Consider the following 22628-nt stretch of genomic DNA (forward strand, 5'->3'; position numbering starts at 1 on the left):
TTTCTGGCGCGATCATACCGTCTGCGCGCTGAAAAATATAATCGTTATCTGTCATTAAGGTTATCGGAAGGAAGACTAAAGATAAAACCCGGCGCGATAGCCGGGTTCGGGGGGGGGTTACTGATGGCGTTCGCGCAAATTCTCAATCACCGTCGTCAAATCCAGTTCCTGATCCTGCAGCAGCACCAGCAGGTGATACATTAAATCCGACGCTTCATTTTTCAGCTCAAACTTATCGTGTACCGTCGCAGCGAGCGCGGTCTCGACGCCTTCTTCACCGACTTTCTGCGCGATACGTTTTGTTCCGCTGGCATACAGTTTTGCCGTATAGGAACTGGCCGGGTCAGCGGTTTTCCGCTCGGCCAGCAGCTGTTCCAGCTGGTACAGGAACAGCCATTGGTGGCTGGTGTCGCCGAAGCAGCTGGACGTGCCTTTATGGCAGGTCGGGCCAATTGGGTTGACCAGAATCAACAGGGTATCGTTGTCACAGTCTGGCGCCATGCTGACCACGTTCAGGAAGTGGCCGGACGTTTCACCTTTGGTCCACAGGCGCTGCTTGGTGCGCGAGAAAAAGGTGACTTTGCCCGTTTCCTGCGTTTTAGCCAGCGCTTCTTGATTCATATAGCCCAGCATCAGCACTTCGCCGGATACCGCGTGTTGGATAATGGCGGGCATCAGTCCGTCGGTTTTTTGCCAGTCTAATTGCTCAGTTAACATACCCGAATCTCCACGCCCTGAGCTGCCAGGTACGCTTTTAGTTCACCAATATTAATAATCTGTTTGTGGAATACCGAAGCCGCCAACGCACCATCAACATCGGCATCACGGAAGGCTTCCAGGAAGTGCTCCATGGTGCCCGCGCCGCCGGAGGCGATAAGCGGCACGCGACAAACCTCGCGCACTTTTTTCAACTGTTCCAGATCGTAGCCGTTGCGCACGCCGTCCTGGTTCATCATATTGAGGACGATTTCACCTGCGCCGCGTTTCTGCACTTCCTGTACCCAGTCCAGCGTTTCCCACTGGGTGACGCGCGTGCGGCTCTCATCGCCGGTGTACTGATTGACGTGATATTTTCCGCTGTCGGCGTCATACCAGGTATCAATACCCACCACGATGCACTGCACGCCAAAGCGATCTGCCAGGCGCGTAATCAGCTCCGGGTCGGCCAGTGCCGGGGAGTTGATGGAAATTTTATCCGCACCAAAGGAGAGAATGCGCGCCGCATCGTCGATGGACTTAATGCCGCCAGCGACGCAGAACGGAATATCAATGACTTCGGCGACGCGAGAAACCCAGCTTTTATCCACCACGCGGCCGTCGCTGGAAGCGGTAATATCGTAAAACACCAGCTCATCCGCGCCTTCATCGGCGTAGCGTTTGGCCAGCGGCACGATATCGCCAATGATTTCGTGATTGCGGAACTGCACGCCTTTAACCACCTGGCCATCACGTACGTCGAGACAAGGAATTATCCGTTTTGCCAGCATTGGATGGCCTCCGTTACGTTGAATTTACCTTCCAACAGCGCGCGACCGACGATCACGCCGCGCACGCCGGTACCGCGCAGGGCGGCGATATCGTTGAGATCGCCAATGCCGCCGGAGGACTGAAACGCCACCTGCGGGTAGCGAGCGCAGACTTCTTCATACAGCGAGACGTTAGAGCCCGCCAGCGTACCGTCGCGCGAAATATCGGTGCACAGCACGTGCTGTAAACCTACCGGCAGATAGGTTTCCACCAGCTCCTCCAGCGTCACACCGGAATTTTCCTGCCAGCCGCTTACCGCCACCTGTTTTGCGCCGTTTTCATCAATTCGCACGTCCAGCGCCAGCACCAGATGTTCCGCGCCAAAGCGCTTAAACCAGCCCTTCACGATCTCCGGCGATTTCACCGCCGTCGAACCTACCACCACGCGCGCGACGCCGGCATCAAGCAGCGCGGCGACGTCTTCTTCTGTACGTACGCCGCCGCCTACCTGCACCGGCACGTTCACGCCAGCGACCAGCGTTTTCAGCAGCGGAATCTGCCGCTGCGCCGGGTCTTTGGCGCCGGTTAAATCGACCAGATGCAGCACTTCTGCGCCCTGGGCCGCATAGTCCTGAAGACGCGGCAGCGGATCGGTACCGTAGTCGCGCTGCTGACTGTAATCGCCCTGGTGCAGGCGTACTACGGTGCCGTTAATCAAATCTAAAGCCGGAATGATCATCACATCTCCAGGAAATTTTTCAGCAGCTGTGCGCCCGCGGCGCCTGAACGTTCCGGGTGGAACTGGACGCCGTAAAAGTTATCTTTTTGTACCGCCGCGGTGAACGGTTCACCGTAATGGCACTGGGCGATGGTATTTTCATTGACCGGCATCGCGTAGCTGTGCACGAAGTAGAAATACGCGCCGTCCTCAATGCCGCGGAACAGGCGATCGCCCGCCTTCGGATAAACGCGGTTCCAGCCCATGTGCGGCAGCGGCAGGCCGAAATTGGTCATTTTCGGCACGTCCTGGTCAATAATCCCCAGCATGTCGACGCCGTGGGTTTCTTCGCTGCGGCGGCCCAGTAGCTGCATTCCAAGGCAAATGCCGAGCACCGGCTGAGTGCAGGCTTTGATCAAATCCGCCAGGTCGCGTTCACGAATCTGATCCATGGCGGCCTGCGCGGTGCCAACGCCCGGCAGGAACAGTTTGTCCGCGCGCAGGACGACGTCCGGATCGCGGCTTACCACCGGCTCGTAGCCGTGGCGGGCAATTGCCGCCTTCACCGAGTGAAGGTTGGCACAGCCGGTATCAAGCACAACCACGTTCATCACAGCACTCCTTTCGAGGAGGGAAGGGTATTGCCGTCCACGCGAATGGCCTGGCGCAGCGTGCGGCCAAAGACTTTAAACAGGCTTTCCACGCGGTGGTGATCGTTTTTGCCTTTGGTTTTCAGGTGCAGGGTGATGCCCATCGCATAGGAGAGCGAGCGGAAGAAGTGCTCGATCATTTCGGTGCTCAGATCGCCTACGCGCTGATAGGTAAATTCGGCTTTATATTCAAGGTGTGGCCGACCGGAGATATCCAGCGCGCAGCGCGCCAGGCATTCGTCCATCGGCAGCACAAAACCGAAACGGTTGATGCCTCGCTTGTCGCCCAGCGCCGCCTTCAGCGCTTCGCCCAGCGCCAGGCCGGTATCTTCTACCGTGTGGTGATCGTCGATATACAGATCGCCTTTCACGGTAATGTTCATGCGGAAGCCGCCGTGGGTGGCAATCTGATCGAGCATATGATCGAAGAAACCAACGCCGGTGTTGATCTTGCTGCCGCCTTCGCGGTCCAGCCAGACTTCCACGTCAATCTGGGTCTCGCGGGTATTACGTTCGATGCGCGCGTAGCGATCGCGGCGGGTCAACTGCTCGCCAATGGCCGCCCAGTTCAGGGTGTCACGGTGGTAGCGCAGGCCGGTGATACCCATGTTATTGGCCAGCTCGACGTCGGTGGCGCGGTCGCCGATAACATAGCTGTTGGCGGTGTCCATCACGCCATCAGCCAGCCAGGCGGTGACCAACTGCGTTTTCGGCTTACGGCACGCGCAGTTATCGGCCGGCAGATGCGGGCAGATCAGGACATCGTCGAACGCGACGCCCTGTGACGTAAAAATCTGCATCATCAGGTTATGCGGGCCGTCAAAATCGTCCTGCGGGAAACTGGCGGTGCCCAGCCCGTCCTGATTGGTAATCATCACCAGCTTGTAGCCCGCCTTTTGCAGCTTCAACAGCTCGGGAATCACGTCCGGCTCGAAGGCCAGTTTATCAAAACGGTCTACCTGATAGTCGCTCGGCGGCTCGGAAATCAGGGTGCCATCGCGATCGATAAAGAGAAACTTCTGGGTCATACGGTCTCCGCTTTCAAAGCGTCAATCACGCGCTGGCTCTCTGCTCGAGTGCCGATAGTGATGCGCAAACAGCCGCTTAAAGAAGGTTGTTTATTCTGGTCACGTAAGATAATGCCTTGATCCCATAAAGATTTAAATACGCTGGTTGAGGCTTTCATCCGTACCAGTACGTAATTGGTCTCGGAATCGAATACCTGCTCGACGCAATCAATGGTGCGCAGGGCGGTGACCAGATATTCGCGCTCCTCAAGGATCTGCGCCACTCGCTGGCGCATCGCGGCGATGCCCTGCGCGCTAAGCGCCTGGGCCGCGATATCGGCAACCGGGGTGGAAAGCGGGTAGGGGGCAATCACTTTCAGCAGCAGCGCAATCACGTCTTCATTCGCCAACGTGAAGCCGCAGCGCAGCCCTGCCAGCGCAAAGGCTTTCGACAGCGTGCGCAGAATAACCAGATTTGGATACTCCGCCAGCCAGCCAGCGAGCGTGGCCTGCGGGCAAAACTCAATATAGGCCTCGTCGGCGACGACCAGCGCTTTATCGCGGGTCATCTCCAGCAGCGTACGAAAGTCCTGCGGGTTGATAATCTGCCCGGTTGGGTTGTTCGGGCTGCACACGTAGACCACTTTGACGTTGTTCAGGCTGTCGGCAATGGCCGGAAGATCCAACTGCCAATCGACTTTCGCTGGTACGGTGCGGCACTCAACGCCGATGGTTTCCGCGCTGACGCTGTACATGCCGTAGGTGGGGGGGCAAAACAGCACCGCGTCGCGGCCCGGTTCGCAAAAAGCGCGCACCAGCAGCTCGATGCCTTCATCGGCACCGCGGCTAACCAGCACCTGCTGCGGCTTCACGCCTGCGTAGGCGGCGTAGTTCTCAATGACCGCTTTGGGCTGGCATTCCGGGTAGCGGTTCAGCGTCTGCTGGCTGAGCTCAAACGGTACTGCTGTCGGGAATTCGTTGGCATTCAGCCACACGTCGCCTTTACCGCCCAGACGGCGGGCCGACTGATAGGGGGTCAGGGCGCGAACGTTGTCGCGGGCTAACTGTTCGATGCTCATGCTTGCTCCTTCAGGGCGTTGACGCGTAGGGTGACGGCGTTTTTGTGGGCGGTCAGCCGTTCGGCGGCGGCCAGCGTTTCAATGGTGGAGGCGAGGGCGCTAAAACCTTCGCGCGACAGTTCCTGCACGGTCATCCGTTTCTGGAAATCGGCCAGCCCCAGGCTGGAGCAGGTTGCGGTGTAGCCATAGGTCGGCAGAACGTGGTTGGTCCCCGAGGCGTAGTCACCGGCGGATTCTGGCGACCAGTCGCCGAGGAACACCGAACCGGCGCTGGTGATTTCATCAACCAGGTCGCGGGCGTTGCGGGTCTGAATAATCAGGTGCTCCGGGCCGTAGGCATTCGAAATTTCCACACACTGCGCCAGATCGCGGGCGACGATCAAACGGCTGGCGGAGAGCGCCTGGCGCGCGGTATCGGCGCGGGACAGCTCGGCGAGCTGGCGTTCTACCGCGTCGGCCACGTCGGCGGCAAGTTTTGCATCCGGGGTTAACAGAATAACCTGTGAATCCGGGCCGTGTTCGGCCTGTGAAAGCAGGTCCGAGGCGACAAAGTCCGGGGTCGCGCCGCTGTCGGCGATAACCAGCACTTCCGACGGGCCCGCGGGCATATCAATCGCCGCGCCGTCGAGACGCTGACTCACCTGGCGTTTTGCTTCGGTGACGTAGGCGTTGCCTGGACCGAAGATTTTGTCCACTTTAGCGATGGACTCGGTGCCCAGCGCCAGCGCGGCAATCGCCTGCGCGCCGCCGACGTTGAACACCTCTTTAACGCCGCACAGCTGCGCCGCATAGAGAATTTCATCGGCAATCGGCGGCGGTGAGCAGAGCACCACCTTTTTACAGCCGGCAATACGTGCCGGGGTAGCCAGCATTAACACCGTTGAAAACAGCGGGGCTGAACCGCCAGGAATATAGAGACCCACGGACGCGATTGGGCGGGTAACCTGCTGGCAGCGCACGCCCGGCTGGGTTTCGATATCCACCGGCGGCAGAATCTGCGCGTTGTGGAAGGTATCAATATTGCGCACCGCCGCCTGCATGGCTTGCTTCAGCTCGTCGCTCAGACGCGCGCCCGCCTGTTGAATTTCATCCTCGGAGACGCGCAGTGCGGCGACTTCCGTTTTATCAAATTTTGCGCTGTATTCACGCAGGGCCTTGTCGCCGTTGCTTTTGACGTTCTCAAGGATCTCGGCCACCGTACGCGTGATGCTGTCAGAGGCGGAGATGGCCGGGCGCATTAGCAGCGTCTGCTGTTCTTCGGGGCTATAGCTATTCCAGTCAATCAGGGTATTGAAGCTCAAAGTCGTTACTCCATCATGGGGCCATGCCGGATGGCGGCGGTGCCTTATCCGGCCTACAGGGGCCGTAGTATTAATGCGTGTGACAATACTTGTAGGCCTGATAAGCGCAGCGCCATCAGGCAGCCGATCACTCCATCATTTTCTCAATCGGCAGCACCAGAATTGAGCTGGCCCCCAGGGATTTGAGTTTTTCCATGGTTTCCCAGAACAGGGTTTCGCTGCTCACCATGTGCATGGCGACGCGCTGCTGATCGCCCGCCAGCGGCAGAATCGTTGGGCGTTCAGCGCCCGGCAGCAGTGCAATCACTTCGTCCAGACGTTCGGTCGGTGCATGCATCATGATGTATTTTGATTCACGGGCCTGAATGACGCCCTGAATACGGGTCAGCAGGCGGTCAATCAGCTGCTGTTTCGCCTCGCTCATTTCGCCGTCGCGCTGAATCAGGCAGGCCTTGGAGCGGAACATCACTTCCACTTCACGCAGGCCGTTGGCTTCCAGCGTCGCACCGGTTGAGACCAGGTCACAAATGGCGTCGGCCAGGCCCGCGCGCGGAGCCACTTCGACAGAACCATTCAGCAGACAGGATTTAAAACTGATGCCTTTCTGATCGAGGTAACGCTTGAGCAGGTGTGGGTAAGAGGTGGCGATACGTTTGCCGTCGAGCGCTGCCGGGCCGTCCCATGCTTCATCTGCTGGGGTAGCCAGCGACAGACGGCAGCCGCCGAAGTCAAGACGACGCAGGGTAAAGTAGCGCGGGTCTTCGCCCTGCGCGCGGCGGCTCAGCAGTTCTTCTTCCAGCACGTTTTCGCCGATGATGCCGAGGTCGACCACGCCATCCATAATCAGCCCCGGGATATCGTCGTCACGGACGCGCAGAATATCGATAGGCATATTTTCCGCCATCGCAATCAGGCGCTGGGTGTGGAGATTAATTTTAATGCCACAACGGGCCAGTAATTCGCGTGAATCGTCGCTAAGACGGCCTGATTTCTGAATAGCTATGCGTAAACGGCTGTTATCTAACATTCTGTATTCCTCATTACCCTGCTGAATTTGGTTCAAAAAAAAGCCCCCGGAAGATGATCTTCCGGGGGCTCTCTTGCGTTCATGCACCACTGGAAGATCTGAATGTCTCCCAGCACACATCGCCTGAAAGACTAGTCAGGGTGATGGTGATGATGGTGGTGTTTAAATTGAACGCGGCTCATAAATTTCTCGTTGAATGACTATTCACTTGATGTCTTTTAACCTAAACCACTTTTGTCGTTGAGTGCAAGCGCTTTTTTCATTCATTAAATCAATTCATGTTGCCACTATAAATTGTCAGTTTTCGCCCGGTGGCGTAGCCTTAATAGAGGAGTGCAGTAGGAATCAGGAGATAGCGCAATGAAGAAGGTGGCAATTGTCGGTTTAGGGTGGCTGGGTATGCCGCTGGCGCTGTCGTTGATGGCGCGCGGCTGGCAGGTAACCGGTAGCAAAACAACCGCCGATGGCGTTGAGGCGGCCCGTATGTGCGGCATTGATAGCTATCCGCTGCGGCTTGATCCGCAGCTGGTGTGCGAGGCGGACGATCTCGACGCGTTAATGAACGTGGATGCGCTGGTGATTACGCTACCGGCGCGCCGTAGCGGGCCGGGTGAAGATTTCTATCATCAGGCGGTGCAGGAGATTGTGGATTCCGCGCTGGCGTATCATATTCCGCGTATCATCTTTACCAGTTCGACGTCCGTGTACGGTAAAGAAGAAGGCATGGTGAAAGAGAGCACGCCGCGTGAACCGGTCACCGCCAGCGGCAGCGTGCTGAAAGAGCTGGAAGACTGGCTGCATCAACTTCCAGGGACGTCCGTTGATATTCTGCGTCTGGCAGGGCTGGTGGGGCCGGGTCGACATCCGGGACGGTTCTTTGCCGGGAAGTCGGCGCCGGACGGCCAACAGGGCGTCAATCTGGTGCATCTGGAAGATGTGATCTCCGCTATTACGCTTTTATTACAGGCGCCGAAGGGGGGACACATTTATAACATTTGTGCTCCTTTACATCCGGCGCGCGGTATTTTCTATCCGCAAATGGCGCGTGAACTGGGGCTGGCGGTACCGGTATTTAGCGATAGCGGCAAAGGAAAAGGCAAAATTATCGACGGTAATCTTATCTGCCGTGAGCTGGGGTTTGAGTATCAGTATCCGGACCCGCTGCGTATGCCGATGGAATAATCGCCGTTGTTTTAGCAAATAGTGCTATAGATGAGATTTATAATTCAGCAGTTGCTGAATTATCAGACGTTTAGATGAGTTAGCGCTGCGATCTTGCTTTCAGCGGCTTGTATTTTTGCTACCGATTGGGGCAAAATATGCCGAATGTAAAAAATTGAGATTAACCGACGTGCTTGCCGCGTCGGTTATTTTTTTTACATCAAAACAACCATCAAATAAAAGAGGCCGGGCTTCGTACCGGATAGATACTTACTTAAAAAACGACAGTCGTTGTCGCTGAGGAAACAGAAAAAAAATGGGGCAATTTTTCAATTTTGCACCGGCTATCGCCGTCAAGGGGACTAACCGTGTCGCATAACATTACTCCAAACACCTCTCGCGTGGAATTACGTAAAACGCTTACGCTTATTCCGGTTGTTATGATGGGCCTTGCCTATATGCAGCCGATGACGCTGTTTGATACGTTCGGTATCGTATCTGGCATGACCGACGGTCATGTGCCAACAGCTTATGCTTTCGCTCTGGTGGCGATTCTGTTCACTGCCCTGAGCTATGGTAAGCTGGTACGCCGCTATCCGTCGGCGGGCTCTGCCTACACTTATGCCCAGAAATCCATTAGCCCGACCGTTGGCTTTATGGTGGGTTGGTCTTCTCTGCTCGACTATCTGTTCGCGCCGATGATCAACATCCTGCTGGCAAAAATCTATTTTGAAGCGCTGGTGCCGTCGATTCCGTCATGGGTATTCGTCATTGCACTGGTGGCCTTTATGACCGCGTTTAACCTGCGCAGCATTAAATCTGTCGCCAACTTCAACACCGTTATCGTGTTGTTCCAGGTGGTGCTGATTGCCGTCATTCTGGGCATGGTTATCTATGGCGTGGCGCACGGCGAAGGTGCCGGTACGCTGGCAAGCAACCGTCCATTCTGGTCGGGTGACGCACACGTGATCCCGATGATTACCGGGGCAACGATTCTGTGCTTCTCGTTTACCGGCTTTGACGGTATCAGCAACCTGTCTGAAGAAACCAAAGACGCTGAGCGTGTGATTCCGCGTGCTATCTTCCTGACGGCGCTGATTGGTGGCATGATCTTCATCTTCTCCACCTATTTCCTGCAGCTGTACTTCCCGGATATCTCTCGTTTTAAAGATCCGGACGCCTCACAGCCAGAAATCATGCTGTACGTGGCGGGTAAAGCCTTCCAGGTTGGCGCGCTGATCTTCTCGACCATCACCGTGCTGGCTTCCGGTATGGCGGCGCACGCTGGCGTGGCGCGCCTGATGTACGTGATGGGCCGTGACGGCGTGTTCCCGAAAAGCTTCTTCGGTTACGTGCATCCGACCTGGCGTACGCCGGCGATGAACATCATCCTGGTGGGGGCGATTGCGCTGCTGGCGATTAACTTCGACCTGGTGATGGCAACCGCGCTGATTAACTTCGGTGCGCTGGTGGCGTTCACCTTCGTCAACCTGTCCGTGATTTCTCAGTTCTGGATCCGTGAGAAGCGTAACAAGACGCTGAAAGATCACTTCCAGTACCTGTTCCTGCCGATCTGCGGCGCGCTGACCGTTGGCGCACTGTGGGTGAACCTGGAAGAGAGCTCAATGGTTCTGGGCCTGATCTGGGCCGGTATCGGCCTGATTTACCTGGCCTGTGTGACCAAAAGCTTCCGTAACCCGGTTCCGCAGTACGAAGATGTTGCATAACTGAATTAAAACGATGGTTGCAAAACCGGAGGCCTGGGCCTCCGGTTTTTTTTTGCTTTCATGTCATGAGCGACTAAAAAAAACTTCATTAATAACCACCGGTAATAATATAGAGCTTTTGGTTATTGGTGCGGTCAGGCTCGGTCAGGAATAATTTCAGACCTGATTATATTGAGTTAATTGATTCTTATGTTGCACATGATAATAAGCGGAATAATTTGCGGGGCCTTACTGGGATTCGTTATGCAGCGCGGTCGTTTCTGTCTGACGGGCGGCTTTCGCGACATGTATATCGCCAAAAATAACCGTATGTTTTATGCGCTGCTGATTGCTATCTGTATCCAGAGTATCGGCGTTTTCTCGCTCATTCAGCTTGGGCTGGTGCAGTACGATGCCGGAGCATTCCCGTGGCTGGGCACGGTAGTTGGCGGTTTTGTTTTCGGTATGGGTATCGTTTATGCGGGCGGCTGCGCTACCGGCACCTGGTATCGCGCCGGGGAAGGGCTGATCGGCAGTTGGATTGCTCTGGTGACCTATATGGTTATGAGTGCGGTCATGCGTTCTCCACATGCGGCGGGGCTGAACGCCTTTCTTGGCCAGCACACGACGGCCCACAACGGTATTGCCGAAACCCTCAATATTTCCGTGTGGCCGATGATTGCGCTGCTGGTGGTGGTGACGCTGTGGCTGGTACGTAAAGAACTGCGTAAGCCGAAGCTAAAGGTGGCCTCGCTGCCGCCGCGTCGCCGCGGGCTGGCGCATATTCTGTTTGAAAAACGCTGGCATCCGTTCGTAACGGCCGTGCTGATTGGCCTGATTGCGCTGCTGGCCTGGCCGTTGAGCGAAGCTACCGGCCGTATGTTTGGCCTGGGGATAACCTCACCGACGGCCAATATTCTGCAGTTTCTGGTCGGCGGCAATGCGAAGTTCCTCAACTGGGGCGTCTTCCTGGTGCTGGGTATCTTTATCGGTTCGTTTATTGCCGCAAAAGCCAGCCGTGAGTTTCGCGTTCGCGCCGCGGATGCCAGCACCACGCTGCGTAGCGCCGGTGGCGGTGTCCTGATGGGCTTTGGCGCAAGCATTGCTGGCGGTTGTTCCATCGGTAATGGTCTGGTGATGACCGCGATGATGACCTGGCAGGGCTGGATTGGCCTGGTATTTATGATCCTCGGCGTGTGGTCTGCGTCGTGGATGTTGTATGTTCGCCCGCAGCGGAAAGCTAAGCTGAAAACCGCAGCGGCTTAAGGAGTAGAAAATGGTTATTAAGAAACTGGATGTTGTCACGCAGGTTTGCCCGTTCCCGTTAATTGAAGCGAAAGCGGCGATGGCGGAGCTGTCCCGCGGCGACCAACTGGTCATTGAATTTGACTGTACTCAGGCGACGGAGGCCATCCCACAGTGGGCGGCAGAAGAGGGGTTTACGGTGACCGACTATCAGCAGTCCGGCGATGCGGCGTGGACGATTACCGTACAGAAATAATGCTATCAGCATAACGTGATGCCGCTTGTCGAATATGCCAACGCTCTTATCCGGCAAGCGGCGCTGTAGCGCCTGATGACGCTACGCCTATCAGTCAGTGCTTACACTATCTCCTGCGCGTATTGATACAGCGCCTTCAACAAAGTCAGCTTCTCGTTATTTCCTTCATACTGACCGTACAGCGTCTCCAGCTCCTGAGCATAGGCGTGTAAAAATTCCGGCGTAAAAATCTGTCGGCGGTGCTCCAGCCAACGCTGCTGCTCGGTCTCATCAAGCGTGCCGGGGAAGTTGCGCGCCCGGAAGTTAAAGAGCAGTTTTTCAATTCGTTTGTCGGCGAAAGTGATATCCAGCGCCGGCAGGTTACGCGGCTCGGTTTCCAGTACAATTTTCATCGCTGCGCGGTCGGCATCGCTAAAGAAACCGTTGTAGAGCTGCGCATCGACGTTGTCCGACGGAACAAATGGCTCTGCCTCGGCAAAAATGGCGACCACTTTCTCACGTACCAGCGGGTTGTCGCGCAGCAGCTTGAGGTTATCCAGGCAGTGCTGGCGGTTGATGCCCAAGCGATCGGCGTCTTCCGGTCGCAGAGTATTCGCCTGCGCCAGTATCGGACATTTGTTCAGGTGCACCAGTTTAATCGGCACCGGCACATTGTCGCCGAGATCGGCTTTGGCGGTATATAACCGTTCGCGTAGCGCATCGGCGTCCAGCGTCAGCAGCGGGCTTATGTCGCCTGCCAGATCGACCATAATCACCGCATTACGGTTATCCGGATGCCAGGCCAGCGGCGCGACCCAACTGGTATTACCACGCCATGCGCCGAACATGCCAGAAACATGAACCAGCGGCTTCATTTGCGGCACGTCAATCAGCGTGATCAGCTTGTTCTTGCCGCGGTAGGCATACAGGTAGTCGAACAGCTTCGGCTGCTGCGTTTTTACCAGCTTTGCCATGGCGATAGTGGCATAAACATCCGCCATCGCATCGTGGGCGTTACTGTGCTCAATACCGTTGGCTTTGGTCAGGTGCTCCAGACGAAAACTCGGGAGGCCGTCCTCGTTTTCCGGCCAGTTGATGCCGTCCGGGCGGAGGGCGTAGCAGGCGCGCATCACATCAAGAAGGTCCCAGCGCGAGTTGCGATTCTGCCAGCTCCAGGCATAGGGGTCGTAAAAGTTACGATAGAAGATATTGCGCGTCACTTCATCATCGAAGCGGACGTTGTTGTAGCCCACCACGCAGGTATCCGGCACGGTGAAAATGTCGTGGATGCGTTTGGCAAATGCGGCCTCATTTTCCCCTTTCGCACGCGCCTCCTGCGGCGTAATGCCGGTAATCAGCACCGCTTCTGGCTGCGGCAGATAATCGTCCGCAGGTTTACAGTAAAAGACCTCTGGCTCACCGATGATAGTAAAGTCTTTATCGGTACGGATAGCGGCGAACTGCGCGGGTCTGTCGAGGGAAGGGCTGGTTCCAAAGGTTTCGTAGTCGTGAAAGAGGAATGTTCTTTGTATAGTATCGTTTTTTACTGTCACCTGATGTACACGCCTGATGTTGTATGTAACTGATTTATAGGTTTTAAATTGCAATTATTGTCATTGAGCGCTCTTGTTTGTACATGCGTTGATATTGTTGTTTATGTTCGTACATGCGATATTAAGTACAGATTAAGTACATAAATCATCAATTCATGAGTACAGAAAACTATTATGGCGATCAGTGACACAAAACTTCGCTCTATCTATGGTAAACCATATTCCGGCCCAGCTGAAATTACTGATTCTGACGGGCTTGGGATTCGCATTACTCCCCGAGGCGTGATCAGCTTTCAGTTCAGGTTCCGGCGTGATGGAAAACAGCACCGCCTCGGTCTCGGGCGTTACCCGGCCCTGACTCTCCGCGACGCACGTAACATGGTTGCAGATTTAAGAGAATCCGTCGATAAGGGATTGGACCCCAGGACGCTAACCGGAAAGGAAAAAGTTAACCGGCAGCCGACCGTAAAAGATTGCCTGGACTACTGGCAGGAAAATTATGTTGATGTTGTGTTGCGGGAAAAGACAAGAGCTCTTTATAAATCGACCGTGATAAAGCACATGAGTGATGCTTTCCCGGGCGTCCCTGTGGAAGACATTCCGGTTAGGCTTTGGGTTGAGCGATTTACCGAAGAAGAGAGGATTAACCCACGTCGTGCGCGGGAGCTGCTTGTTCAATTGCGCTCAGCTATTAGCTGGTGCTCTCGTCGCCAGTTTGTTGGAAACCCTGACATACTCCTGTTATTACCGAAGGATGTAGGCGTTAAACCTGCTGTAGGAGAGGTCACGCTTAGCTACAATCAATTAGCCAAATTATGGCTGGCTATTGAGCGGAGCCGCGCCTCTACATCAAACAAGTTGCTTCACCAGTTGCTTATGCTTTACGGTGCGAGAAATAGCGAAATGCGCTTATCTGTTAAGGAAGAATTCGATCGGGAGGAGGGAGTGTGGATTGTGCCAGCTGAAAAAAGCAAAACGAACAAAAGTATCAGACGGCCAATTTTTGAAGCGGCAGATGAATTGCTGAAAAAGGCAGAAATGACATACGGCAATATTCTGTTCCCCGGCCCTGATCTGAAAACATCGATGACGATTGCCGGAGCCAATCGCTATCTGAGAAGGATTCAGCAGTCTTTAGGTATCGGGGAATTTACCGCGCATGATTTTAGAAGGACGCTGGCGACCAGATTATCTGAGGAGGGGGTTGCCCCGCATGTGATTGAAAAAATGCTGGGGCATGAGCTTGGAGGGGTGCTTTCCGTTTATAACAAGCACGACTGGATCGCTGAACAGAAAGCTGCGTATGAGTTGTATGCCGAGAAGATATACTGGCATATTAAGAAGGTCTCTGGTTGACGCCTCCATTCAATATCCACGCCTCCACCGCAGAACGAAGGTACTGTTTTGGGTGGGTGCGTATCGGTTTCGGGAAATTATGATTTTCCGTGTATTTCCAGATGGTCATGCGGAGCCTGTACATAGATTTGTGTAATTGCCTGATTTTGATATGTTCAATCCAACATCAAAAACAGGTTAATTTATGGACGAAAAACAGTTGCAGGCTCTGGCTAATGAACTGGCCAAAAATCTCAAAACCCCTGAGGATCTCAACCAGTTCGATCGCCTGCTGAAGAAAATCAGCGTCGAGGCGGCGCTCAATGCCGAAATGACCCATCATCTCGGTTATGATAAAAATCAGCTAAAACCGGGCACCAACGCCCGTAACGGCTATACCCAAAAGACCGTTATCACTGGCGATGGCCCGCTGGAGTTGCGTACACCGCGCGATCGTGAAGGTTCCTTTGAACCTCAACTGGTGAAGAAGAACCAGACCCGGATCACCGGCATGGATAACCAGATTTTATCGTTGTATGCCAAAGGGATGACCACCCGCGAAATCGCCGCCGCGTTTAAAGAGCTGTATGACGCCGACGTCTCGCCAGCGCTGGTCTCAAAGGTGACAGATGCTGTCATTGAGCAGGTTGTCGAATGGCAAAATCGGCCACTGGATGCCGTCTATCCCATTGTTTATCTTGACTGTATCGTCATTAAAGTTCGGCAAGATAGTCGCGTCATCAACAAATCCGTGTTCCTGGCGCTGGGTATCAATATCGAAGGCCAGAAAGAACTGCTGGGTATGTGGCTGGCCGAAAATGAAGGAGCGAAGTTCTGGCTCAATGTGCTGACAGAACTAAAAAACCGCGGCCTGAACGATATCCTCATCGCCTGTGTCGACGGCCTGAAAGGCTTCCCGGACGCCATCAACACGGTGTATCCGGAAGCCCGCATCCAGCTGTGCATCGTGCATATGGTACGCAACAGCCTGCGGTTCGTCTCCTGGAAGGACTACAAAGCCGTCACCCGCGACCTGAAGGCCATCTATCAGGCCCCCACGGAAGAGGCAGGCCAGCAGGCGCTGGAAGCGTTCGCCAGCGCCTGGGACGGTCGCTACCCGCAGATAAGCCGGAGCTGGCAGGCAAACTGGGCCAACCTGGCGACGTTCTTCTCTTACCCGGCAGACATCCGCAAGGTGATCTACACCACGAATGCCATCGAGTCGCTGAATAGCGTGATCCGGCATGCCATCAAAAAGCGTAAGGTGTTCCCGACAGACGACGCAGTGAAAAAGGTGGTGTGGCTGGCAATCCAGGCTGCATCACAGAAATGGACGATGCCGCTGAGGGACTGGCGTATGGCGATGAGCCGCTTTATTATCGAGTTCGGTGACCGCCTGGACGGTCACTTCTGAGAAAAGGCATTTACACAGAATCATGTACAGGGTCGTCATGCGCGACGACACATGCATCATTTGCATTACTTCTTTTTCGTTAATCATTTCGATATCGGCCATAAGCCACCTCCAACGGCCTAAAGGCCTTTCTGAGTAGGAATAAGACGCTGCCAGATGGCTGACACGTACTTAGCCTGATGTTTGGCATCGGCTAGGGCATTATGCATATCGCCTTCAAACGGAATGTCGCGGCGCGGGTTAATTCCTACTTGCCTTCCCAGTTCGACGATAGTTCTGACATCACGATCGTTCCAGAATGGCCATGGACAAGGAATCCATTCACGCTCATAGCTGGACCGTAAAATGACGTTATCAAACGTTGCACCGTTGCCCCATACCTGGACTTTGTCAGGATTGGTGTTGTCACGAATAAAGCAACTTAGGCTGCTTAGTGCCGTAGCTATGCTTACTGCGGATTCTTTATCGCAGATAGCTAGCCTTGCCTTTTCGCTTTGCTGCATCCACCACATAATCGTTTCAGGGTCCGGAACAGCGCCGCCATCTACTGAACTTTTAAGGGTGACAACCTGGTAGAACTCTTTCCCCAGGCCACCGAGTGAGGGATCAAAAAACACAGCACCGATGGAGACGATGGGCGCATTTGGTTTATTGCCCATGGTTTCGAGGTCGATCATTAAATGGTTCACGTTAAATATTCTCCTGTTCTGGTGCTGTTGGTGCGGCTGAAAGCATTGCTGCCCAGCAAAGTTTTGCGCGGTGAGCGGCCTGTTGGCATCCACTCATTGCTTCATATTCTGCCCATATTTTCGCGTCACTAAAAAATTCATCAGGTTCAGACTCTAAACCATCAACGATCATGCCTTCTGTTGGCTCGATTGGCACTAGTTTCCATCCAGCAGGAATTGCTGCTTTCCGGTGTTCCTGAAGCTCTGCGCGTAACTTCCTTACCTCTTGCGCTAACGTGTACGCCGCAAACGCGTGAGAGTGCTCATTTCGCGGGGTTGCAGGGTGATGAATCGCAGCCTTAGCTGCATTGAACCAAACATCAATAACGCCATCTGTTAACTGCTTATTGGTCATTTTCTGGCACCCCTTGGAGTTTGCGGACCTTGATTAAGTGAGGGTTTTTCAGCTTGCAAAGCTGTGTCGTAGCCTCGTCCATCGTGCCGAACTTTTGCGCCTCATCGATATTCAATGTCCAGTATTTGGCCTTACCGTCACCTAAATCAGACTCAAAATAGTTTCTCTTTACGTCCATACGTTTTGGCCTACCGAGCATCAACACAATGCCACGCTCATCAAAGAGAATGTCGTCACCCTCCAGCGTCATTAGGACAAATGGCCCTTCTGGTTTCACCGTTTTGATTGTCATAATCGCTGCTCCTTAGCGCTTATATCCAGTGAGAAACATGAAGCCGACAACGGCGCATACAGCAGCGCCTATTCCCGCAATGCCGATTAACGCCCAGACCAGAATTGTTCCGGTTATTGCTATCATTGTCCTTCTCCTTCGATAACCCGCTTAGCCGCTTTCTCGGCTTCACGGAAATCCCAATCAACGCGGTGAGCAATGTCGATAGCAGAACGCACAGAGTGCTCAATCATCATGTCCAGTTTTTGAATGGTCAGGTCCATATCAGGATTGCGAGCTAGTATCTCGGCTCGCTGAATCTGCCAGTTGTTGCAGGCTTCAAGTAGTGAATTAGCTATTCTTCTGCTCTCCTTCGATAACCTGGATGCCAGCGGCGGCCAGCACTTGACTGAGTTTCACGGCGGCTCTCGTCGCGCCAGCGTTATAAGCGTCCAACTGCTGATATGTAAGATTACGGAGTTTTGATTCAGCAATGGTGATACGCACTTCTGGAAACTTCACGGCGACGGTGCGGGACTTCATCAGCGCCATCTTCTTCAGGTCATCCTGCGCTCGCTGGAACTTCATGCCGTAATCGGTGGCGACTTCCTCCAGTTCTTCAACTCGTTTACGGAGACCTTCTATCTCGCCATTCCGCGAAATCAAATCGCGAGCCATGCGTTCATTTTCCGTGTCTCCAGCTTCCAGCGCTTCTACCAGCACCTTGACGTTGGCTGGGTTAGCTAGGGCTATGTATTTAGCGTCCTCCTCGCGCCAGATGCTCTGACGGGCAAATCCCCACCAAACTACAGCCTCGGCCAAAAACTCCTTATCGCTGGTATCAATCCCATAATTGCCGTCTTCACACGGCTTATCGTGTACATACCACGGGCCAGGAGTCGCTTTCTCTGCTGCCGCTTTCATGGTCGCCATCAGTGCGGTGATATCGTTCATTGGGCTGCCCCTTTCACTGCGAGGAATGTATCCATTGCCTTACCAACCAACTTGGTGTTGTGGTATTTGCTAATAGCCCAGGTGATGGCAAACAATATCCAGCGGAAATGGCTCGTATACGTTTTGAAGGTCAGACCGTCGCAGATATCCCAAGCGCTAAAACCTTCAGGCCAATCAGCGTCATAAACAGCCTGATAAGCGTCATATTCATTGCAAAAGTTTGCGCTGCATAGGTCGCGAACGATCTCGCGTATCACTGCTTTGTCACTGTTAGGGGTATCATCTGCATCGACCCAATCATCACCGTCATCTGAGTCGCTAGCTTCGTTATCTTCTAGGCATCCGCTGAAGTACCCTTTCAGACTTTCGCAAAATTCATCCTCATCAAACTCTTTCGCCAGTAGCTCCCGCGCCGAACATCCCGCCCCAGCTTCCAACTTTTCAGACCAATAGCCGGTATTGATCTGACCGTCCCACGCACCGAAGAAACGGAACATGTCATGAGCGCGGCTAAACGTCCAAGTTCCCATATCACCGGTAACAGTCAGATAACCGGGCCAGGTAATAATGTCGTAGTAATAGAAGTTGGTCCCTGGCTGCTGCATGCGCAGGTGACGATATACGCCATCGTCACGCAGTATCTCCAGTCGGTGGTGTGCGGTATCTATCAACACGCGGTTATCAATATTACTCATTGTGAGGACCTCGCGGAGAATGCTCCCGTTGTAATGGCCAGAGTAAGCCCTTGCGCTGCAGCTTTCTGCGCAGGAATGCTGGCAATAACTGTGGCTCTTTCTTTGCTTGCATCAGCGCAAACACCATCCCAGGACGATATAAGGAAGAAGTCTTCCAGTTCGGCCATAGTGGATTTGGTCACCAGTTCTTCAATCATCTGCACGATGATGTGCGCAGGGCGATGCCTTAGGGAAGGTGCGAATAAGCAGGTCATTTCTTCCCAAGCTGACTCGCTGATTAAAATTTCGCGGATCTGGGCCGATTTTTTTCCCGCAAACAATCGAATCAGCCTATTTAGGCTATTTTTTCCACCATTTCTGGCGTTATTTCCGGTTTTTACTGAGATCTCTCCCACTGACGTATCATTTGGTCCACCCGAAACAGGTTGGCCAGGGTGAATAACATCGCCAGTTGGTTATCGTTTTTCAGCAGCCCCTTGTATCTGGCTTTCACGAAGCCGAACTGCCGCTTGATGATGCGAAACGGGTGCTCCACCTTGGCACGGATGCTGGCTTTCATGTATTCGATGTTGATGGCCGTTTTGTTCTTGCGCGGATGCTGCTTCAAGGTTTTTACCCTGCCGGGACGCTCGGCGATCAGCCAGTCCACATCCACCTCGGCCAGCTCCTCGCGCTGTGGCGCTCCTTGGTAGCCGGCATCGGCTGAGACAAATTGCTCCTCTCCATGAAGCAGATTACCCAGCTGATTGAGGTCATGCTCGTTGGCCGCGGTGGTGACTAGGCTGTGGGTCAGGCCACTCTTGGCATCGACACCAATGTGGGCCTTCATGCCAAAGTGCCACTGATTGCCTTTCTTGGTCTGATGCATCTCCGGATCGCGTTGCTGCTCTTTGTTCTTGGTAGAGCTGGGTGCCTCAATGATGGTGGCATCCACCAAAGTGCCTTGGGTCATCATGACGCCTGCTTCGGCCAGCCAGCGATTGATGGTCTTGAACAATTGACGGGCCAGTTGATGCTGCTCGAGCAGGTGGCGGAAATTCATGATGGTGGTGCGATCCGGCAGGGCGCTATCCAGGGATAATCGGGCAAACAGGCGCATGGAGGCGATTTCGTACAGGGCATCTTCCATGGCACCGTCGCTCAGGTTGTACCAATGCTGCATGCAGTGAATACGCAGCATGGTCTCCAGCGGATAGGGCCGTCGGCCATTGCCCGCCTTGGGATAAAACGGCTCGATGACAGCGGTCATATTCTGCCATGGCAGAATATGCTCCATGCGGGAGAGGAAAATCTCTTTTCGGGTCTGACGGCGCTTAGTGCTGAATTCACTATCGGCGAAGGTGAGTTGATGGCTCATGATGTCCCTCTGGGATGCGCTCCGGATGAATATGATGATCTCATATCAGGAACTTGTTCGCACCTTCCTTAGCCGACAGGATGGCTTTCGCTGGTACACCCGTTATGCGATCCAGATGCTGCGCGGCATTCCCAACAACGTCATACGGTTCAGCGCCTTGGCCATTGCCATCGCTTCACCCACCTGCGCGTCATAGTCCCGCAGGCTCAGATAGTCGCCCAGCAAGATTTTGATGCGGAACATAGCGGTTTCTGCTATCGAACGACGATGATAGCCCACTCTCAACAGCGGACGGCAGAGCAAGTATTGTCGGCTATATTGGCGAGATAAAAACAGGATTTACTGAACTGCCGCCATCAACACCGTATGACGTATGGAATGGTTCCGAATGGGTGACGAATACTGACGCGCAACATGCTGCCGATGTTGCTGCAGCTGCCGCTGAAAAACAGGCCAGAATTGACCAGGCCAATTCATATATCAACAACAAGCAATGGCCCGGCAAAGCAGCCATGGGGCGCCTGAAAGAGTTAGAGAAAGAGCAATATAATTTGTGGCTGGATTATCTCGATGCGCTGGAAGCGGTGGACATATCAAGCGCCCCCGCAATCTGTTGGCCCGTCAAACCGACAGAGTAAGCCATTCGATATCGGGAGCTGCGGCTCGTGATTATGTGCTACGAGCCGCAGCTGTAGGCCAGGTGTTCATGCCGTGGCGCTGGGTATAATCCTATACGACCACGGAGAAGCAACACAATGATATGTATACGGCTTTGATTTTTGAGTACATAAATAAGTACAAAATGAATTTCGTGTTGTTTTATTTTCTTTATTTATCATTTTGTTGCTCTCATTTACTCATAGTCGTGAAACAGGAATCCCGGCGCGCTGGAGGTCTCTTGCATAGCGTTTACTGTGTCCGTGTATGGCATTGAATGCTCATGGTAAACGATTTCGCCGAGCATCAGAAGGGCGGCGGCGAATTCTGGAACCGGCCGCGCAGCGTATTTTTTAATGCGTAAATAGCGTTATGTCATATTTTCTTGCAATTTATGCCAGCCAGGAAGCGCGAAGTTCCGTAAAAAGGACGACGAATTTGTATAAGTTGAGGATGTACCGTTGAAAGCCCGTTTTCTTGTTGCCGTATCTTTGCTCGCTTCGAGCGTTTCTTGTGCGTTTGCCGACAATGTCGCAATGCCTTCCGTCACCCCGCCAGCCATTAAAGCCGGCGCTTGGGTTCTTATGGATTACACAACCGGGCAAATTTTAACCGCAGGTAATGAACATCAACAGCGCAATCCCGCCAGCCTGACCAAGCTGATGACCGGCTACGTGGTCGATCGCGCGATCGATAGCCATCGTATTACGCCTGATGATATCGTCACCGTCGGTCGCGATGCGTGGGCGGCCGGAAACCCGGTGTTTGATGGCTCCTCGCTGATGTTTCTGAAAGCCGGCGATCGCGTGTCAGTGCGCGATCTGAGCCGCGGCCTGATCGTCGATTCCGGCAACGACGCCTGCGTGGCGCTGGCGGACTACGTGGCCGGAGGCCAGCCGCAGTTTGTCAAAATGATGAATGATTATGTGCAAAAGCTAAACCTGCGCGACACCCATTTTGAAACCGTTCACGGCCTGGATGCGCCGGGCCAGCACAGTTCGGCTTACGATCTGGCCGTTCTCTCACGCGCCATCATTCACGGCGAGCCCGAGTTCTACCACATGTACAGCGAAAAGAGCCTGACGTGGAACGGCATTACCCAGCAGAACCGTAACGGCCTGCTGTGGGAAAAAACCATGCATATCGACGGCCTGAAAACCGGCCACACCTCCGGCGCCGGGTTCAATCTGATCGCTTCTGCGGTCGATGGCCAGCGTCGCCTGATTGCCGTAGTGATGGGCGCCGATAGCCCAAAAGGCCGCGAAGACCAGGCGCGCACGCTGTTGCGCTGGGGACAACAGAATTTTGACACCGTGCAGATTCTGCACAGCGGTAAAAAAGTCGGTACCGAGCGTATCTGGTACGGCGACAAAGAGAAGATCGATTTGGGTACGGATCAGGACTTCTGGCTCGCGCTGCCTAAGGCCGAAGTACCCAATATCAAAGCCAAATACGTGCTGGATAAAAAAGAGCTCGAAGCGCCTATTGCTGCGCATCAGCGGGTGGGGGAAATTCAACTGCTCGACCGCGATAAAGTGGTCGCGCAGTGGCCGTTGGTGACGCTGGAAAGCGTCGATAAAGGCGGAATCTTCTCCCGTCTGAGTGACTATCTGCACCATAAAGTGTAATGACGATCGCCCCACAAAGTGGGGCGTTTTTATCTCGCTGTAGTCGCCTAAGGGCAGAATCGTTACAATTCAGCCTTTCATTTTG

The 22628-nt window shown here is 54.1% G+C and carries 28 protein-coding genes, 1 pseudogene and 1 other annotated feature; of the genes and pseudogenes, 9 read left to right on the plus strand and 20 right to left on the minus strand.

Annotated elements, in window-relative coordinates:
* Positions 1–117: 117 nt before the first annotated feature.
* The 9 genes from hisIE to hisL form a co-directional block, all read right to left on the minus strand.
* Positions 118–717, minus strand: coding sequence for a bifunctional phosphoribosyl-AMP cyclohydrolase/phosphoribosyl-ATP diphosphatase HisIE (gene hisIE, locus H7R76_RS08780; protein WP_106930051.1), 600 nt, complete (start codon positions 715–717; stop codon positions 118–120).
* The gene (hisF, locus tag H7R76_RS08785) at positions 711–1487 is read right to left on the minus strand and encodes an imidazole glycerol phosphate synthase subunit HisF (protein WP_106930049.1); all 777 of its coding nucleotides are present in this window, start codon (positions 1485–1487) and stop codon (positions 711–713) included. Before hisF ends, hisIE begins: the two co-directional genes overlap by 7 nt.
* On the minus strand, positions 1469–2206 hold the full coding sequence (hisA, locus tag H7R76_RS08790) for a 1-(5-phosphoribosyl)-5-[(5-phosphoribosylamino)methylideneamino]imidazole-4-carboxamide isomerase (protein ID WP_182967542.1): 738 nt from the start codon (positions 2204–2206) through the stop codon (positions 1469–1471). Before hisA ends, hisF begins: the two co-directional genes overlap by 19 nt.
* On the minus strand, positions 2206–2796 hold the full coding sequence (gene hisH, locus H7R76_RS08795) for an imidazole glycerol phosphate synthase subunit HisH (protein ID WP_182967544.1): 591 nt from the start codon (positions 2794–2796) through the stop codon (positions 2206–2208). Before hisH ends, hisA begins: the two co-directional genes overlap by 1 nt.
* Positions 2796–3863: a bifunctional histidinol-phosphatase/imidazoleglycerol-phosphate dehydratase HisB gene (gene hisB, locus H7R76_RS08800; protein ID WP_106930043.1), complete on the minus strand. Its 1068-nt coding sequence runs from the start codon at positions 3861–3863 to the stop codon at positions 2796–2798. The genes hisH and hisB overlap by 1 nt, the downstream gene beginning before the upstream one ends.
* Positions 3860–4921, minus strand: coding sequence for a histidinol-phosphate transaminase (hisC, locus tag H7R76_RS08805; protein ID WP_182967546.1), 1062 nt, complete (start codon positions 4919–4921; stop codon positions 3860–3862). Before hisC ends, hisB begins: the two co-directional genes overlap by 4 nt.
* Positions 4918–6222 carry a histidinol dehydrogenase gene (hisD, locus tag H7R76_RS08810; protein WP_182930367.1) on the minus strand — a complete coding sequence of 435 codons (1305 nt, stop codon included), beginning with the start codon at positions 6220–6222 and terminating at the stop codon, positions 4918–4920. The genes hisC and hisD overlap by 4 nt, the downstream gene beginning before the upstream one ends.
* Positions 6223–6349: 127 nt before the next feature.
* Positions 6350–7249 (minus strand): ATP phosphoribosyltransferase, encoded by a 900-nt coding sequence (hisG, locus tag H7R76_RS08815; RefSeq protein WP_106930037.1) that lies wholly within the window; start codon positions 7247–7249, stop codon positions 6350–6352.
* 34 nt (positions 7250–7283) lie between these two features.
* Positions 7284–7405 (minus strand) — a sequence feature (His leader region).
* On the minus strand, positions 7381–7431 hold the full coding sequence (gene hisL / locus H7R76_RS08820) for a his operon leader peptide (protein WP_071594744.1): 51 nt from the start codon (positions 7429–7431) through the stop codon (positions 7381–7383). (Overlaps the previous feature by 25 nt.)
* 178 nt (positions 7432–7609) lie before the next feature.
* Here hisL and H7R76_RS08825 point away from each other — a divergent pair, with 178 nt between their 5' ends.
* The 5 genes from H7R76_RS08825 (at position 7610) to tsuB (ending at position 11617) form a co-directional block, all read left to right on the plus strand.
* A complete protein-coding gene (locus H7R76_RS08825) occupies positions 7610–8431 on the plus strand; it encodes an SDR family oxidoreductase (protein ID WP_106930035.1) in 822 nt (273 codons plus the stop codon).
* 295 nt (positions 8432–8726) lie between these two features.
* The gene (locus H7R76_RS25235) at positions 8727–8789 is read left to right on the plus strand and encodes a hypothetical protein (protein WP_493817245.1); all 63 of its coding nucleotides are present in this window, start codon (positions 8727–8729) and stop codon (positions 8787–8789) included.
* Positions 8779–10137 carry a putrescine/proton symporter PlaP gene (gene plaP / locus H7R76_RS08830; RefSeq protein WP_106930033.1) on the plus strand — a complete coding sequence of 453 codons (1359 nt, stop codon included), beginning with the start codon at positions 8779–8781 and terminating at the stop codon, positions 10135–10137. Before H7R76_RS25235 ends, plaP begins: the two co-directional genes overlap by 11 nt.
* Before the next feature lie 189 nt (positions 10138–10326).
* On the plus strand, positions 10327–11382 hold the full coding sequence (tsuA, locus tag H7R76_RS08835) for a thiosulfate utilization transporter TsuA/YeeE (protein ID WP_106930071.1): 1056 nt from the start codon (positions 10327–10329) through the stop codon (positions 11380–11382).
* A gap of 10 nt (positions 11383–11392) precedes the next feature.
* Positions 11393–11617 carry a thiosulfate utilization sulfurtransferase TsuB/YeeD gene (gene tsuB, locus H7R76_RS08840; RefSeq protein ID WP_106930031.1) on the plus strand — a complete coding sequence of 75 codons (225 nt, stop codon included), beginning with the start codon at positions 11393–11395 and terminating at the stop codon, positions 11615–11617.
* Positions 11618–11718: 101 nt separating this feature from the next.
* On the opposite strand, the gene sbcB is transcribed toward tsuB, so the two are convergent.
* Complete coding sequence (gene sbcB / locus H7R76_RS08845) at positions 11719–13128, minus strand: exodeoxyribonuclease I (RefSeq protein WP_502711068.1); 1410 nt, start codon at positions 13126–13128, stop codon at positions 11719–11721.
* Between the two features lie 195 nt (positions 13129–13323).
* Between sbcB and H7R76_RS08850 the strand changes: the two genes are divergently transcribed.
* Positions 13324–14505 carry a tyrosine-type recombinase/integrase gene (locus H7R76_RS08850; protein WP_182967550.1) on the plus strand — a complete coding sequence of 394 codons (1182 nt, stop codon included), beginning with the start codon at positions 13324–13326 and terminating at the stop codon, positions 14503–14505.
* On the opposite strand, the gene H7R76_RS25240 is transcribed toward H7R76_RS08850, so the two are convergent.
* Positions 14486–14629, minus strand: a complete 144-nt coding sequence (locus H7R76_RS25240; protein WP_227673953.1) for a helix-turn-helix transcriptional regulator — start codon at positions 14627–14629, stop codon at positions 14486–14488. The two genes, H7R76_RS08850 and H7R76_RS25240, sit on opposite strands and share 20 nt — an antisense overlap.
* Positions 14630–14689: 60 nt before the next feature.
* On the opposite strand from H7R76_RS25240, the gene H7R76_RS08855 reads away from it, so the two are divergent.
* Positions 14690–15898, plus strand: coding sequence for an IS256 family transposase (locus tag H7R76_RS08855; protein WP_182967551.1), 1209 nt, complete (start codon positions 14690–14692; stop codon positions 15896–15898).
* A gap of 119 nt (positions 15899–16017) precedes the next feature.
* Here the strand turns inward: H7R76_RS08855 and H7R76_RS08860 are convergent, their stop codons facing one another.
* From H7R76_RS08860 to H7R76_RS08900, 9 genes and pseudogenes are all read right to left on the minus strand, one after another.
* Positions 16018–16587, minus strand: a complete 570-nt coding sequence (locus H7R76_RS08860; protein WP_182967553.1) for a 3'-5' exonuclease — start codon at positions 16585–16587, stop codon at positions 16018–16020.
* 1 nt (position 16588) lies between these two features.
* The gene (locus H7R76_RS08865; RefSeq protein WP_182967555.1) at positions 16589–16981 is read right to left on the minus strand and encodes a hypothetical protein; all 393 of its coding nucleotides are present in this window, start codon (positions 16979–16981) and stop codon (positions 16589–16591) included.
* Entirely contained in the window at positions 16971–17273 is a 303-nt protein-coding gene (locus H7R76_RS08870; RefSeq protein ID WP_182967557.1) for a hypothetical protein, read from the minus strand. Before H7R76_RS08870 ends, H7R76_RS08865 begins: the two co-directional genes overlap by 11 nt.
* Positions 17274–17395: 122 nt before the next feature.
* Positions 17396–17536 (minus strand): hypothetical protein, encoded by a 141-nt coding sequence (locus tag H7R76_RS08875; protein ID WP_227673954.1) that lies wholly within the window; start codon positions 17534–17536, stop codon positions 17396–17398.
* Between the two features lie 67 nt (positions 17537–17603).
* Positions 17604–18206 (minus strand): ead/Ea22-like family protein, encoded by a 603-nt coding sequence (locus H7R76_RS08880; RefSeq protein ID WP_182967559.1) that lies wholly within the window; start codon positions 18204–18206, stop codon positions 17604–17606.
* Entirely contained in the window at positions 18203–18901 is a 699-nt protein-coding gene (locus tag H7R76_RS08885; protein ID WP_182967561.1) for a hypothetical protein, read from the minus strand. The genes H7R76_RS08880 and H7R76_RS08885 overlap by 4 nt, the downstream gene beginning before the upstream one ends.
* Positions 18898–19296, minus strand: coding sequence for a hypothetical protein (locus H7R76_RS25245; RefSeq protein WP_182968079.1), 399 nt, complete (start codon positions 19294–19296; stop codon positions 18898–18900). The genes H7R76_RS08885 and H7R76_RS25245 overlap by 4 nt, the downstream gene beginning before the upstream one ends.
* Positions 19278–20258 (minus strand): IS5-like element ISKpn26 family transposase, encoded by a 981-nt coding sequence (locus H7R76_RS08895; protein ID WP_068815383.1) that lies wholly within the window; start codon positions 20256–20258, stop codon positions 19278–19280. The genes H7R76_RS25245 and H7R76_RS08895 overlap by 19 nt, the downstream gene beginning before the upstream one ends.
* Positions 20259–20360: 102 nt before the next feature.
* Positions 20361–20540: pseudogene (locus H7R76_RS08900) on the minus strand (IS5/IS1182 family transposase); the annotation flags it as partial.
* A 65-nt stretch (positions 20541–20605) separates the two neighbouring features.
* Between H7R76_RS08900 and H7R76_RS08905 the strand changes: the two are divergent.
* Together H7R76_RS08905 and dacD are read left to right on the plus strand one after the other, a co-directional pair.
* Entirely contained in the window at positions 20606–20896 is a 291-nt protein-coding gene (locus H7R76_RS08905) for a tail fiber assembly protein (protein WP_502711069.1), read from the plus strand.
* Between the two features lie 480 nt (positions 20897–21376).
* A complete protein-coding gene (gene dacD / locus H7R76_RS08910) occupies positions 21377–22543 on the plus strand; it encodes a serine-type D-Ala-D-Ala carboxypeptidase DacD (RefSeq protein ID WP_106930027.1) in 1167 nt (388 codons plus the stop codon).
* Positions 22544–22628 lie beyond the last annotated feature (85 nt).

This window comes from Klebsiella sp. WP8-S18-ESBL-06 (assembly GCF_014169755.1).
Lineage (GTDB): Bacteria > Pseudomonadota > Gammaproteobacteria > Enterobacterales > Enterobacteriaceae > Kluyvera > Kluyvera ascorbata_B.